The organism is Nocardia farcinica, assembly GCF_001182745.1.
Lineage (GTDB): Bacteria > Actinomycetota > Actinomycetes > Mycobacteriales > Mycobacteriaceae > Nocardia > Nocardia farcinica.
The window spans coordinates 1,952,395-1,966,179 of sequence record NZ_LN868939.1 but is presented as its reverse complement, the minus strand read 5'-3'; the positions used below and the strand labels follow the sequence as shown (position 1 = coordinate 1,966,179).

The 13,785-nt window shown below is 69.5% G+C and carries 13 protein-coding genes; all 13 read right to left on the bottom strand.

What is annotated here, in order from left to right:
* Window positions 1–10: 10 nt before the first annotated feature.
* Window positions 11–1,825: an MtrAB system accessory lipoprotein LpqB gene (gene lpqB, locus AMO33_RS25830; protein ID WP_060594587.1), complete on the bottom strand. Its 1,815-nt coding sequence runs from the start codon at window positions 1,823–1,825 to the stop codon at window positions 11–13.
* The gene (gene mtrB, locus AMO33_RS25825) at window positions 1,822–3,609 is read right to left on the bottom strand and encodes an MtrAB system histidine kinase MtrB (protein WP_076573828.1); all 1,788 of its coding nucleotides are present in this window, start codon (window positions 3,607–3,609) and stop codon (window positions 1,822–1,824) included. The genes lpqB and mtrB overlap by 4 nt, the downstream gene beginning before the upstream one ends.
* Before the next feature lie 74 nt (window positions 3,610–3,683).
* Window positions 3,684–4,361 carry an MtrAB system response regulator MtrA gene (gene mtrA, locus AMO33_RS25820; protein WP_011211146.1) on the bottom strand — a complete coding sequence of 226 codons (678 nt, stop codon included), beginning with the start codon at window positions 4,359–4,361 and terminating at the stop codon, window positions 3,684–3,686.
* 79 nt (window positions 4,362–4,440) lie between these two features.
* Entirely contained in the window at window positions 4,441–5,088 is a 648-nt protein-coding gene (locus tag AMO33_RS25815) for a dTMP kinase (protein ID WP_011211147.1), read from the bottom strand.
* Window positions 5,088–6,572, bottom strand: a complete 1,485-nt coding sequence (gene ahcY / locus AMO33_RS25810) for an adenosylhomocysteinase (RefSeq protein ID WP_060594585.1) — start codon at window positions 6,570–6,572, stop codon at window positions 5,088–5,090. The genes AMO33_RS25815 and ahcY overlap by 1 nt, the downstream gene beginning before the upstream one ends.
* 82 nt (window positions 6,573–6,654) lie before the next feature.
* On the bottom strand, window positions 6,655–7,785 hold the full coding sequence (locus AMO33_RS25805) for an alkane 1-monooxygenase (protein WP_240327316.1): 1,131 nt from the start codon (window positions 7,783–7,785) through the stop codon (window positions 6,655–6,657).
* 219 nt (window positions 7,786–8,004) lie between these two features.
* Window positions 8,005–8,640, bottom strand: coding sequence for a TetR/AcrR family transcriptional regulator (locus AMO33_RS25800; protein WP_011211150.1), 636 nt, complete (start codon window positions 8,638–8,640; stop codon window positions 8,005–8,007).
* 40 nt (window positions 8,641–8,680) lie between these two features.
* Window positions 8,681–8,863 (bottom strand): rubredoxin, encoded by a 183-nt coding sequence (locus AMO33_RS25795; protein ID WP_011211151.1) that lies wholly within the window; start codon window positions 8,861–8,863, stop codon window positions 8,681–8,683.
* A complete protein-coding gene (locus tag AMO33_RS25790; protein ID WP_011211152.1) occupies window positions 8,860–9,033 on the bottom strand; it encodes a rubredoxin in 174 nt (57 codons plus the stop codon). The genes AMO33_RS25795 and AMO33_RS25790 overlap by 4 nt, the downstream gene beginning before the upstream one ends.
* Window positions 9,030–10,271 (bottom strand): alkane 1-monooxygenase, encoded by a 1,242-nt coding sequence (locus AMO33_RS25785; protein WP_060594583.1) that lies wholly within the window; start codon window positions 10,269–10,271, stop codon window positions 9,030–9,032. The genes AMO33_RS25790 and AMO33_RS25785 overlap by 4 nt, the downstream gene beginning before the upstream one ends.
* 418 nt (window positions 10,272–10,689) lie before the next feature.
* Window positions 10,690–11,208, bottom strand: a complete 519-nt coding sequence (locus tag AMO33_RS25780) for an NUDIX hydrolase (RefSeq protein ID WP_060594582.1) — start codon at window positions 11,206–11,208, stop codon at window positions 10,690–10,692.
* Complete coding sequence (locus AMO33_RS25775) at window positions 11,205–12,563, bottom strand: coenzyme F420-0:L-glutamate ligase (protein ID WP_060594581.1); 1,359 nt, start codon at window positions 12,561–12,563, stop codon at window positions 11,205–11,207. Before AMO33_RS25775 ends, AMO33_RS25780 begins: the two co-directional genes overlap by 4 nt.
* Window positions 12,557–13,615 carry a 2-phospho-L-lactate transferase gene (gene cofD / locus AMO33_RS25770; RefSeq protein ID WP_179946652.1) on the bottom strand — a complete coding sequence of 353 codons (1,059 nt, stop codon included), beginning with the start codon at window positions 13,613–13,615 and terminating at the stop codon, window positions 12,557–12,559. The genes AMO33_RS25775 and cofD overlap by 7 nt, the downstream gene beginning before the upstream one ends.
* Between the last annotated feature and the right edge of the window lie 170 nt (window positions 13,616–13,785).

Below are 13,785 nucleotides of genomic sequence, written 5' to 3'. Positions count from 1 at the left end.
CACGGCGGAATCAGCCGGGCAGGACGGGTGCGGCGTCGGTGCCGACGAGGCCGGGCATCTCGGTCCAGTAGTGCAGTTCGCTGGTGGTGTTGCTGGTCAGTTCGAGCACGCCGCGGGAATCGGCCACGTACTGGGCACCGGGCGCGGCGGTGATGACCCGCACCGGCGGTGTGAGATTCTGCGAGGTGACCGGCGTCCATTCCGAGCCGTCGATCAGCACCGTCGAGACCGGGTCGATGTTGCCCTCGCGCGCGATGAGCAGGGTGTCGCCGCCGATCCAGCTCAGCGACGTCGCCTTGGTGCTCAGGCCGACCGCCACCGGCACCGGGGCGGTGAGCGCGTAACCGCCGTCCGGCCGCCGTTCCACCACCGCCACATAGACCTTGCCGTCGGCGATCAGCGCCGCGCGCACGCCGGTGCGGGAGATGCGCAACTCGGTGATGGGCAGCCGCAGAGCCGGTCCGGCCGGATCCGCGGTCAGGCCGGAGATGTCGACGCCCTGCACCGACACCGTGCCGGTGGCGCGATCGTTGACGGCCCGGATCACCCGGTCACCGTCGATCACCGCCCAGGCGGCACTGCCGTCACCGGTCCACGACGGGCGGGTGATGCTACCGCCCTCGGCGACCGGGAAGGCGGGACCGCCGTAGGTGCCGACCATCAGGGTGCGCGGCGGTTCCGGCGCGGGGCGGCCCGCATCGGCCACCGCGGCGACGAGCTGACCGTCCGGCGAGAGCGCGGCGGACTGCAGGTTGTTCACCGACCCGAAGTAGCCCGGCGTCTCCACCACGCCGCTGTCGGTCACCTGAGTCAGCGCGCCGTCGCGCAGCGCGTGCAGGCCGATCCGGTTCTGCGCCTGCACCGAGGGGCTCAGGTACTGCACGTCGGCGGCCGACCAGCCGTTGGTGGCGTAGCGCTCGTCCAGCGGCCTGCCGTCGGCCAGCAGCATGTAGGGTCCGGGGATGTCGGCCTGGGCCAGGGTGAGCACCACCTGGCCGGCGAGCAGTTCCTTGTCGCGCTGGCTCAGTGCCGCCGCACCCGCGAAGTCCAGTCGCACGCCGCCGAGGCCGACGCCCACATCGTCCGGGTCGCCGTTGGCCTTGGTGATCGGTCCGCGCAAGGCCACGGGCGCGGCCAGCTGGTTGCGCACCACAGCGCCGATGGCGCCGTGCGGCCCCTCCGACAGCAGCGACAGCAGGCGCTGGGTGAGCTGATTCTTGGGCACCGACAGCCAGCGCAGGTCCGGTACCGCGGTGTTGCCGGACGGGTCGGCGAAGTACAGCACGTAGCGCCGGTAGGACTTGGTGAACGCGGTGATGTCCATGACGACGCCGTCGGGCAGTTCGGCGATCCGCCACTCCCCGTCGACCTTGACCATCTCGATCTTGTTCTCGAGGGTCGGCTCGTTGACCGCGCGGTAGGCGCCGTCGGCGGACAGTTCGGCCATCCGCTGCGCCCGGATGCGATAGGTGGCCCGGTCACCGTCGCGGGATTCGAGCAGCGTGTCGGGCTTCTCCACGATGGTGGTGCTGGTCGAGTCGTCCCACTGCGCCGAGGCCGCGGGCGTCATGTACTGGCGCGCGGCCAGGTGCCGGTTGGTCGGGTCGGCCGTGGCCTGCAGGAAATCGCGCAACAGCAGATCGGGATCGCGGCCGGCGATGGGCGGGGTGGGGCCCTCGCTGGTCGGCTCGCGATCGATGGTGCCCAGCGCCTGCGGCGCCGACGACTCGGGCAGGCTCGCGCACCCGGTGAGCACCAGCAGCACCGCGACCAGCGCCGCGGTGAGGCCGGTGGATCCGGACAACCTGGCAGCACGCATCGTCATGACTGTTCGTCTCCCGGTTCGGTGAGCACCGCGCCGCCGGTGCCGCCGGAATCCGGCTCGGCCGCGGGCGCTCCGGACACGGCGGCGGAGCCCGCTCCGTCGGCGGCGGGCCCCGGCTCGGTGCGCGGCACCGGCATCGTGGGGGCGTCGCCGTCCACGGCCTCGGGTTCGACCGGGCGCGGCGGCACGGCCTTGCGCACCGCGGGCTCCAGCGGCAGCGGGCTCGGTCCCATCTTGCGCCCCCGCACCAGCGGCAACGTCAACCGGAAGCTGGCCCCGACACCCGGCTCGCCCCACGCCTCCAGCCTGCCGTCGTGCAGGTTCGCGTCCTCCACACTGATCGACAGACCGAGACCGGTGCCGCCGGAGCGGCGCATGCGGGAGGGGTCCGAGCGCCAGAACCGGTTGAAGACCAGCTTCTCCTCGCCCGGACGCAGCCCGACGCCCTGGTCGCGCACCACGAACGCGACCGCGTTGGCCTCGCTGTCCCCGCGCATCCGGATCAGGACCGGCTTGCCTTCGCTGTGGTCGATGGCGTTGGCGAGCAGATTGCGCAGCACGCGTTCGACACGGCGCGGATCGACCTCGGCGACCAGCGGCTCCTCCGGCAGGTCGATGACGACCTCCACGCCGGCCTCCTTGGCCAGATGCCGCACCGTGGAGATGGCGGCCCGCGCGCACATCCGCACGTCCAGCGACTCCACCTGCAACTCGGCCACGCCCGCGTCGTGGCGGCTGATCTCGAGCAGGTCGTTGAGCAGCCCTTCGAACCGGTCCAGCTCGGTCACCAGCAGTTCCGCGCTGCGCGCCAGCGCCGGATCGAGGTCCTCGCTGGAGCCGTGGATCAGGTCGGCGGCCATGCGCACCGTGGTCAACGGCGTCCGCAGTTCGTGGCTGACGTCGGAGGTGAACCGGCGTTGCAGGTTGCCGAATTCCTCGAGCTGGGTGATCTGGTTCGACAGGCTCTCGGCCATCTCGTTGAACGCCTGCGCCAGCCGCGCCATGTCGTCCTCACCGCGCACCAGCATGCGTTCCTTGAGGCGACCGTCGGCGAAGCGGCTGGCGATCCGCGCGGCCGACCGGATGGGCAGCACCACCTGCCGGGTGACCAGCGCGGTGATCGCCGCCAGCAGCACGAGCAGGACCAGCCCGCCGATCATCATCGTGCCCCGCATCAGCGCCAGGCTGCGCTCTTCGTTGACCAGCGGGAAGACCAGGTAGATCTCCAAGGTGGGGATCTCCGCGCTCGGGCTGCCGATGATGAGCGCGCGCCCGTGATAGCCGTCCGGGTCGGCGACCGTGGCGAACTGGTAGCTGACCTGATTGCGCTGCACGAACCGGCGCAGTTCCTCGGGCACCTCCTGGATCGGCCCGGTGGCGATCTGCTGCTGCGGCGTGCCGCCGACCATGCTCAGCGCGGAATCGAAACTGCCCGCGGCACCCGTGGAACGGCCGGAGCCGCCGCGATTGGACAGCGCGCTGCGCGCGTCGGCCAGCCGCTGCTGCTGGGTGCCGAGGTCGTGCACACCGGCCAGCTGGCTCTCCACCGTGTTGCGCGCCCGGCCCATCTCCTCGACCGCGGCGTTGATCTTGGCGTCCAGCAGCCGGTCGGTGATCTGGCTCGTCAGCACCACCCCGAGGATCGTGATGACGATCAGCGAAAGCGTCAGCGTCGAGACGATGACGCGCAGTTGCAGCGAACGGCGCCACAGGTGGCCCAGCGCGGTGCCCAGATCCTTGAACCAGACACCGACGGGCGCCAGCGACCGCTCCAGACGGGGAATCGTCCCGCTCGGCTCGGCGGCGCGGGAGGCCGCGCTGCCCTGCTCGCCGACGGGACGCTCCGCATCCCCATCGGTCACGGCGGTCCGGCCTTGTAGCCGACCCCCCGAACGGTCAGCACGATCTCAGGATTCTCCGGGTCCTTCTCCACCTTCGCGCGCAGCCGCTGCACGTGCACGTTCACCAACCGGGTGTCCGCGGCGTGCCGGTAGCCCCACACCTGCTCGAGCAGCACCTCGCGGGTGAACACCTGGCGCGGCTTGCGGGCCAGCGCCACCAGCAGATCGAACTCGAGCGGCGTCAGCGAGATCTGCTGGCCGCCGCGGGTCACCTTGTGCGCGGGCACGTCGATGACGATGTCGGCGATCGAGAGCAGCTCCGCGGGCTCCTCCTCGGTGCGGCGCAGCCGGGCGCGCACGCGGGCGACGAGCTCCTTCGGCTTGAAGGGCTTGACGATGTAGTCGTCGGCGCCGGACTCGAGCCCGAGCACGACGTCGACGGTGTCCGTCTTCGCCGTCAGCATGACGATCGGAACGCCGGAATCGGCCCGCAGCACCCGGCACACGTCGATGCCGTTCATGCCGGGCAGCATCAGGTCCAGCAGGACCAGATCGGGGCGGATCTCGCGGACCGCCGCCAGGGCCTGTGTGCCGTCGCCGACCACGTGCGGGTCGAACCCTTCCCCGCGCAGGACGATCGTGAGCATCTCCGCGAGTGCCATATCGTCGTCGACGACCAGAATCTTCGGCTTCATAGTTACTATGTTGTCATCTCCCAGGCGAGGATCGGGCCGCCACGCCAAACACCGCGGCGAACCCGCTGCGGATCCAACCCTAGCGGCCGATCAGCTCGGCGAGCCGCCCGGCCAGGGCCGCGGGCTCGTCACCGGAGCGATACCGCCACCACGGCCCGTGCCAGTTGCGTTCGGCCAGCTCACGGTACACCGCGAGGGTGCGCCGCTGTAGCCCGCCGTCGCGCTCGTAGGCGTCCAGCGGCCGGTCGGCGTCGAGTTCGGTGCGCCTGCGCGCGCGTTCGGCCGCGACCTCGGTGTCCACGTCCAGCAGCAGCTGCACATCCGGCTCGGGCAGGCCGAACCGGCCGAACTCCAGATCCGCTGTCCAGCCGACGATCTCGCCCGTGGCCGACTGGTGCAGCCGGGCGGCGTTGTAGGCGGCGTTGGAGGCGACGTAGCGGTCGAGGATGACGATGTCGTTGTCGGCCAACGCCTTCGACAGCTCGTCGCGGGCCTCGGCGCGGTCGAGCGCGAACAGCAGCGCCATCGCGTACACCGAGGACGCCAGATCACCGTGTGCGCCGTGCAGCGCCTCCGCGGCCAGGTCGGCGTGCACCGATCGGCCGTAGCGCGGGAAGCCGAGCGTCGCCGCCCGCACTCCCCGCGCGCCCAGCGCGGCGACGACGGCGTCGGTCAGCGTGCGCTTCCCGGCGCCGTCGAGTCCCTCCAACGCGATGAGCAGGCCCATCAGTAGCGGTAGTGCTCCGGCTTGTACGGGCCCTCCACGTCCACGCCGATGTACTCGGCCTGGTCCTTGGTGAGCTTGGTCAGGGTGCCGCCGAGCGCCTCGACGTGGATGCGGGCGACCTTCTCGTCCAGGTGCTTGGGCAGCCGGTAGACCTCGTTGTCGTACTCCTCCGGCTTGGTCCACAGCTCGATCTGGGCGATCACCTGGTTGGAGAAGCTGTTGGACATCACGAACGAGGGGTGCCCGGTGGCGTTGCCCAGGTTGAGCAGGCGGCCCTCGGAGAGCACGATGATCGACTTGCCGCTCTCACCGAAGGTCCACAGGTCGACCTGCGGCTTGATGGTGAGTCTCGTTGCGCCGGAACGCTCCAGCGCGGCCATGTCGATCTCGTTGTCGAAGTGGCCGATGTTGCCCAGGATGGCCTGGTCCTTCATCGCCTTCATGTGGTCGAGGGTGATGATGTCCTTGTTGCCGGTCGCGGTGATCACGATGTCGGCTTCGCCGATGGCCTGCTCGACGGTGACCACGTCGTAGCCGTCCATCAGCGCCTGCAGCGCGTTGATCGGGTCGATCTCGGTGACCTGCACCCGGGCGCCCTGTCCGGCAAGCGATTCCGCGCAGCCCTTGCCCACGTCGCCGTAACCGCAGATGAGCACCTTCTTGCCGCCGATGAGCACATCGGTGCCGCGGTTGATGCCGTCGATGAGGGAGTGGCGGGTGCCGTACTTGTTGTCGAACTTGCTCTTGGTGACCGAGTCGTTGACGTTGATCGCCGGGAACACCAGCTCGCCGGCCGCCGCGAACTGGTAGAGCCGCAGCACGCCGGTGGTGGTCTCCTCGGTGACGCCGCGCACGCTCGCGGCGATGGCGGTCCACTTGCCGCGGTCGGTCTCGAAGCGCTCGCGCAGCAGGTTCAGGAAGACCTTGTACTCGGCGGAGTGGTCGGCGTCCTCCGGCGGCACCACACCGGCCTTCTCGAACTGGGCGCCGCGCAGCACCAGCATGGTGGCGTCGCCACCGTCGTCGAGGATCATGTTGGCGGGCTCGCCCGGCCAGGTGAGCATCTGCTCGGCCGCCCACCAGTACTCCTCGAGGGTCTCGCCCTTCCACGCGAACACCGACACGCCCTTCGGCTCCTCGACGGTGCCGTGCGGGCCGACGACGACCGCGGCCGCGGCGTGGTCCTGGGTGGAGAAGATGTTGCAGGAGGCCCAGCGCACCTGCGCACCGAGCGCGGTGAGGGTCTCGATGAGCACCGCGGTCTGCACGGTCATGTGCAGCGAGCCGGAGATGCGGGCGCCCTTCAGCGGCTGCACGTCGGCGTATTCGCGGCGCAGCGCCATCAGGCCGGGCATCTCGTGCTCGGCCAGCCGGATCTCCTTGCGGCCGAACTCGGCCAGCGTCAGATCCGCCACCTTGTAGTCGATGCCGTTGCGGACATCGGGGGTCGGGGACGTGCGAGCGGGAAGTTCTGAGGTCGTCATATGCCTCTCCTGGTTCGGCTGTTCGCAAGCAAGGCTAGTCGCCTCGGCGGCGCCGGTGGACATGCGGGAGCCACCCGCGCGCTCAGGCGGGCAGGCCGTTGGCGGCGAGGATTCTGGCGCGCTTGCGGGGCACGATGTTGGCGCGGGTGATGTCACCGCCGTAGTGGGCCAGCACCCGGTGATCCATGACCGCCCGCCACAGCGGCGGGATCGCGGCGAAGACGATCATGCTCGCATACCCCGCCGGCAACTGCGGAGCTACATCACAGCTGCGCAGCGTCTGATAGCGACGACCCGGGTTTGCGTGATGATCGCTGTGGCGTTGCAGATGGAACAGGAAGATGTTGGTCACCAGCCGGTCACTGTTCCAACTGTCCCGCGGCGAACACCGCGCCCACCGCCCATCGGGGCGACGCTCCCGCAGCAGCCCGTAGTGCTCGACATAGTTGACCGTCTCCAACAACGCCGCACCGATCACCGCCTGCAACACCAACCAGCCCAGGATGTGCCAGCCGAAGACCAGCATCAACCCACCGAACAGCACCACCGTCATCGACCAGGCCTGCAGGATGTGATTGTGCGGGCTCCACCACCGCTTGCCCTTACGCGCCAACCGCTCGGACTCCAACGCCACCGCCGACCGGAAACCACCGGCCACACTACGCGGCAGGAACTCATACAACGACTCACCGAACCGCGCACTGGCCGGATCATCAGGAGTGGCCACCCGCACATGATGACCACGGTTGTGCTCGACGAAGAAATGACCATACGCCGACTGCGCCAACGCGATCTTGGCCAACCACCGCTCCAGATGCTCGACCCGATGCCCCAGCTCGTGCGCAGCGTTGATACCGATACCGCTGACCAGCCCCAACGTCGTCGCCAACCCCAGCTTGTCGACAAAACTCAGCTCGTCACCGGCCCACATCGCCGCCGCGATCACCAACCCGATCAACTGCACCGGCAAGAACAGATACGTGCACCACCGGTAGTAGCGATCGTTGGACAACAGCTCGTAGTCCTCATCCCGCGGATTCGTGCCATCCTCCCCCACCAGCCAATCCAGGACCGGAATGATCACCAACACGATGATCGGCCCGACCCACCAGAACACCTCCCACCCCGTCCGCAACACCAGCTGCGACGGCAGCAACGCACTGGCCGGGGCGATCAACCCCAGAACCCACAGGTGGCGTTTGGGATCGGGCACTGTCGCCGATTTGCCATCCGTTTGCACGTTTGCCCCGCTAAAAGAACCACTGACTCCGATGTATGAAAATACTTACAGGGTCGAGGGGCGTTACACCGCTCCCAGCCGTTGAAACGTGGCGACGGTTACATTCCGCACGGTTGGTATGTCAAATCCGCGTTCTGTGATCGAGTGCACGGCATCCGGCCAGCAAACCCTGATGGGCGGTCGGAGAAACCCCTAGCGCACTCCCCTGGCGGCGAGGATGCCCTCGACATAGGGGGCCAGCAACTCGGCGAGCTCGGCGGGCGCGTTGCGGCCGGGTCCGGGGGGATTCGGGATGTAGCTCAACGCGATGCGCACCAGCGCGTGCGCGACCACCTGGGACTGCGCCGCCGTCGCCGCGACCCAGCTGTGCTCGAAGACCGCCGCGAGCCGGTCGGTGGCGTGCTCGACCAGCGGACCCGCGTCGAGGGTGATCAGCCGCAGCAGGTCCGGCTTGGCCTCACCGGCCAGCAGCGAGCGCACCAGCGGGTCGGCCGCCGAATCGAGGAAGAAGCCGGACAGGCCCTCGCGAAAGGCGGCCCTGGCGTCGCCGACGTTGCCCGTCACCGCCGCGCGCACGTGATCGACCAGATCGTCGGCGAGGCGCAGCGCGTAGGCCTGGGCCAGCCCGGCGCGCGATCCGAACTCGTTGTAGAGCGTCTGCCTGCTCACCCCCGCCCGGCCCGCCACGTCGGCCAGGGTGATCTTGGCCCAGTCCCGCTCGGTGAGCAGGCCGCGCATGGCGTCCAGGATCGAGGCGCGCAACAGTTCGCGCGCCGCCTCCTGGTACGGCATGCGCGGCTCGGGGGCGCTGCGGCCTGCGCTCGGCATACCCGCGAGCGTGGCACGGGCGCCCTGCGCAGTCAAAACGTCACGACCGTTCGATCTCGACCATGAAGAAATCCGACTTCGCCGCACCGCAATCCGGGCAGGTCCAATCGTCGGGGATGTCGTCCCAGCGGGTGCCGGGCGCGATTCCGTCCTCGGGCCAGCCCTCGGCTTCGTCGTACTCGAAGCCGCACTGAACGCATTGGTAGAGCTTGTATTCGGTCATCGGGTCACTCCCACCGGTTCGAAATCGATCTTCTCGCGCACCCCACAGTCCGGGCAGCACCAGTCGTCCGGCACCGCCGACCACGGCGTGCCGGCCGGAAAACCTTCGTGCGGTTCACCGTTCGTCTCGTCGTAGACGTAGTCGCACACCGGGCAGCGGTAGGCGCTCATGACCGCGCCCCGTCCGGTGCGCCGTAGCGGGCCAGCACCGCGGCACGCTTGCGCGGGTGGATGCTGGCGCGGGTGATGTCGCCGTCGTAGTGCGCGAGCACCCGCTTGTCCATCACCTTGCGCCACAGCGGCGGCACGTAGGCGAGCATGATCATGCTGGCGTAGCCGCTCGGCAGGTTCGGCGCGCCCTCCCAGCTGCGCAGGGTCTGGTACCGCCTCGTCGGGTAGGCGTGATGATCGCTGTGGCGCTGCAGGTGGTACAGGAAGATGTTGGTGACCAGGTGGTCGCTGTTCCAGCTGTGCACCGGTGCCGGGCGCTCGTAGCGGCCCGAGGCGGTGCGCTGGCGCAGCAGACCGTAGTGCTCGAGGTAGTTGACCGCCTCCAGCAGGCTGAAGCCGACCACCGCCTGCAGGATCAGATACGGCAGCAGCTCCAGACCGAACACCGCAAGCAGGGCCGCGTACAGCACCGCCGACATCAGCCAGGCGGAGAGCACCTCGTTGCGCAACGTCCACGGCCCGGAGCCCAGCCGCTCGAGCCGGGTCTGCTCCAGCCGCCACGCCGACTTCAGGCTGCCCCACACCGTGCGCGGCCAGAACTCCCAGAACGTCTCGCCCACCCGGGAACTCGCCGGATCCTCCGGCGTCGCGACGCGCACGTGGTGACCGCGGTTGTGCTCGATGTAGAAGTGCCCGTAGAACGATTGGGCCAGCGCGATTCTCGACAGCCAGCGCTCCAGATCGACCTTCTTGTGGCCGAGTTCGTGCGCGGTGTTGATGCCGATCCCGCCGATCATGCCCACGGTGATCGCCAGTCCGATCTTGTCGGCCACGTGCAGCCCGCCATCGATGCCGAGCCAGCTCAGGTCGCCCGCGGTGATCAGGTAGCAGGCCGTGATCAATCCCGCGTACTGGAACGGCAGGTACAGGTAGGTGAGATAGCGGTAGTACTTGTCGTTCTCCAGGTACTCCATCACCTCGTCGGGCGGGTTGTCGCCGTCGGGCCCGAAGAAGATGTCGGCCACCGGAATGATCAGGTAGACCAGGATCGGCCCGAGCCAGAACGGCACATGCGCCGCCCCGTGCCAGCCGATCTCGTTGAGCGCCCAGATCAGCGGCAGCCCGATCGTGAACAGCCCGGTCGGCGCGAACAGCCCCCACAGCCACAGATAGCGCTTGCGATCCCGCCAGGCGGGCACCTGCACCGACCGCCCCGCCGCGTCCGTATTCGTCGACATCGTCGTCGTCTCCCATCAGTGTGACGCATGCAACACCTTCGATTGGACAATAGAGCCAGCGTTGTCGTCTGTCTAGACAAATCAGCCGATTTGTAAAGCTGTTACCCGGGCGGGGCTCCGACACCAGCCCGTGACGCACCCCGGAAATGCCGTCGAGCCCCGTACCGGACCCCCGCCCAGCCTGAGCGCGCGGGCCGGCCGCCCGAGGCGAGCGCGCAGCGTCACCCGAGGTCGCGATCGATCCATCGCTGCCGCTGGAGCCGGCGGAACGGGCGTCGACCCTGGTGCTGGACGAGTTCGAGGCCGCTGTGGGCGCGGCGGGGCGGACCTTCGAGCCGCACCGGGCGGTGTTCCAGGCCGAGACGACAGCACCCGGGCAGGGGCCGCGGGGATACCGCGGCGCCCGCCCGGGCAGCGGTCAGCGCAGCAGGACGTCGGCGTTCGGGGGGAGGGCGTCGGTCGGCCACCAGCGCAGGTCGGTGGACTCGTGGCTGCGGACCGGGACGGCGCCGGGTGGGGCGGTCAGACGGAAGAGGAGGTCGAGGTGGCGGGTGGGACGGCCGAGGGAACAGGTGATGGGGTGGGCCTGGGCGCCGTAGAGGCCGGGCTCGAGGTGCAGTCCGGCGATGCCGGACTCCTCGGTGGCCTCGCGCAATGCCGCGGCCGCCACCGTCGCGTCCGGCTCCTCGCAGTGCCCGCCGAGCTGGATCCAGCGGCCGACCCGCGGGTGCAGGGTCAACAGCACCTCACGGCCGTCGTGGGAGAACACCACCGCCGAGGCGGTGATGTGGCCGGGGGCGTGCTCCCGCAGGCACCCGCGCGGCGCCGAGCCCAGAAAGGCGAGCATCGCCTCGCGCACCGACCGCTCGGGTCCCGTCGGCGGCGACCAGCTCTCCAGCAGGGCGGTGGCGGAGGCGTGCAGCGATTCGGCGCTCACCGTTCGACCAGCCCGTCGCCGGGATCGCGCGGCGGACGAGGTGCGAGCTCTTCGGTCGGGTAGCCGACCGCGATGGCGCCCAAGGGGTTCCAGTCCGCGGGAAGGTCCAGCTCGGCGCGGGTGACCTCGGGGGCGAAGATGGTCGATCCGATCCAGCAGCTGCCCACGCCCTCGGTGGCGAGTGCGACGAGCAGTCCCTGCACGGCGGCGCCGACCGCGACGGTGAACATGGTGCGTTCGGCCGCCTGCCTGCGCTCGTCCGGGTAGGAGTGCGCGCCGTCGGGCACGCAACACGGGATGAGCACCTCGGGGGCGTCGAACAGGATGCGGCCGCGCCCGACCCGCCGTTCGATCCGTTCCGGGTCGAGTCCGTCGGCGCGCAGGTCGGCACGCCACTTGTCGGCCATCGCGGCGAGCAGCCGCTGCCGTCGCTGCGCGTCGCGCACCCACACGAACCGCACCGGGCGGGTGTGGTGCGGGGCGGGCGCGGTCAGTGCGACCGACACGGCGGCGCGGATCGTGTCGGGCTCGACCGGGGTGTCGGCGAAGGTCCGCACCGAGCGGCGCAGCAGCACCGCTTCGCGCCTGCCGCGCTCGACGGCCTCGGCGGTGCCCAGCCAGAACAGGTCCTCCTCGCCGGCGCGCACCAGATCGGCGGCGGTGGAACCGTCCTCCTGCGTGGGCAGTCCGCGCACCACCGCCACCGGAACGCCGCGCAACTTGCCCTTCACCAGGTCGGCGGCGGCGGCCAGTTCGTCGGCGACGGCGACCTGGGTGACGTGCAGTTCGTTGCCCTGTCCGTCGACCGCCCCGGCATAGTCGTGCAGCACGCGCAGGCCGGCGGCGCCGATCGCGGCGTCGGTCTGGCCGTTGCGCCAGGCCCGGCCCATCGTGTCGGTGACGACCACCGCCACCCGCACGCCGAGCCGCTCGGCCAGGCCCGCGCGCAGCGCCGCGGCGCTGGCGTCGGGATCGGCGGGCAGCAGCACCAATTCGTCCTTCTCGACGTTGGATCCGTCGACACCGGAGGCCGCCTGCACGATGCCGAGCTTGTTCTCGGTGATGAGGGTGCGGCCCTTGCGCGCCAGCACCCGCACGGCCTCCTGCTCGACCAGCGCCCGGCGCACGGCGTCGCGTTCCTCGGGGTCCACCGGTGCGGGCACGACCCTGCCCTCGGCCTTGGCGATGATCTTGCTGGTGACCACGAGGATGTCGCCGTCGGCCAGCCAGGGCGCGGCGGCGGCGATCCGCTCGGCCACGTCGTCGCCGGGACGGAACTCGGGGAGGCCGGTGACGGGCAGGATCCGCAACCCCTCGAGACTCACGCCCGCGTGGTCGCCGGGCGCGCTCACCACTTCACCCCCGCGAGATCCAGGGCCTCCCGGACGATTTCGGCGGTGGTCGGCGGGTCGGTCATGAGCAGCGGCACGCTGCGCACCTCGACGCCGGGCACCTCGGCGGTGTCGGTGGTGTGGATCAGCCAGCCGTCCAGGATGCCGGTGGCCGAGCGCGCGCCGTAGTGCCTGCCGACCGCCTCGGCGGTGGTCTCGACTCCGATCACGGACAGGCACTCGTCGGCCATGCCGCGCAACGGCTTTCCGTCGATCACGCCGGACACGCCGATCACCTTCGCCCGGGTGGTCCGCAGCGCGCCCCTGATGCCGGGCACGGCGAGGATCGCGCCGATGCTGACCACGGGGTTCGAGGGGGCCAGCAACACCGCATCGGCGGTCTCTATGAGATCGATCACATTCGGCGCAGGTTTTGCTTCATCCGCTCCGATTGTGGCGAATCCATGAGTTTCGACGTTTGCGCGGTACCGCACCCACCACTCCTGAAAATGGATCGCGCGGCGTTCGCCAGGGTTCTCCGGATCAGTCACAACAACATGCGTTTCACACCTGTCGTCGGTTGCCGGGATCAGTTTCACACCAGGTTGCCAGCGGTTGCACAGTGCTTCGGTCACGGCCGACAGGGGGTAACCCGCTCGCAACATTTCCGTGCGAATGAGGTGGGTGGCGATATCGCGGTCCCCCAACCCGAACCAGTCCGGCTTGGCGTGGTATGCGGCGAGCTCCTCCTTGGCGTGCCAGGTCTCGCCGACCCGGCCCCAGCCGCGCTCGGTATCGATGCCGCCACCGAGGGTATACATGCAGGTATCCAGGTCGGGACAGATTCGGAGGCCGTGCATCCAGACGTCGTCTCCGACGTTCACGATCGCCGAGACCTCGGCGTCGGGCAGCAGTTCTCGCACGCCCTGTAGGAAGCGCGCGCCGCCGACGCCGCCGACGAGCACGACGATCCGGGGGCCCGCTGCGGGCGCGATGTCCGCGTGTTGTCCAGTCACATCCGCACAGCCTATGCGTTGGCGCGGCGGCGCTCCCGCGGCAGCATATTTGCTGCTCATTTGCTATTCTGCGTCTCCAGCGCCACACAGAAAACGGTCCCGGATAGTAACGGAATAGCGACGGCGGCTTGACCATCGATACATCCGGCGTGTCTAATCACAGACATGTCATTCCGAGTTCGCGCGAGAGTGCAAGGCGCGAACGGATTTTCGAACAGATGTTCGCATCG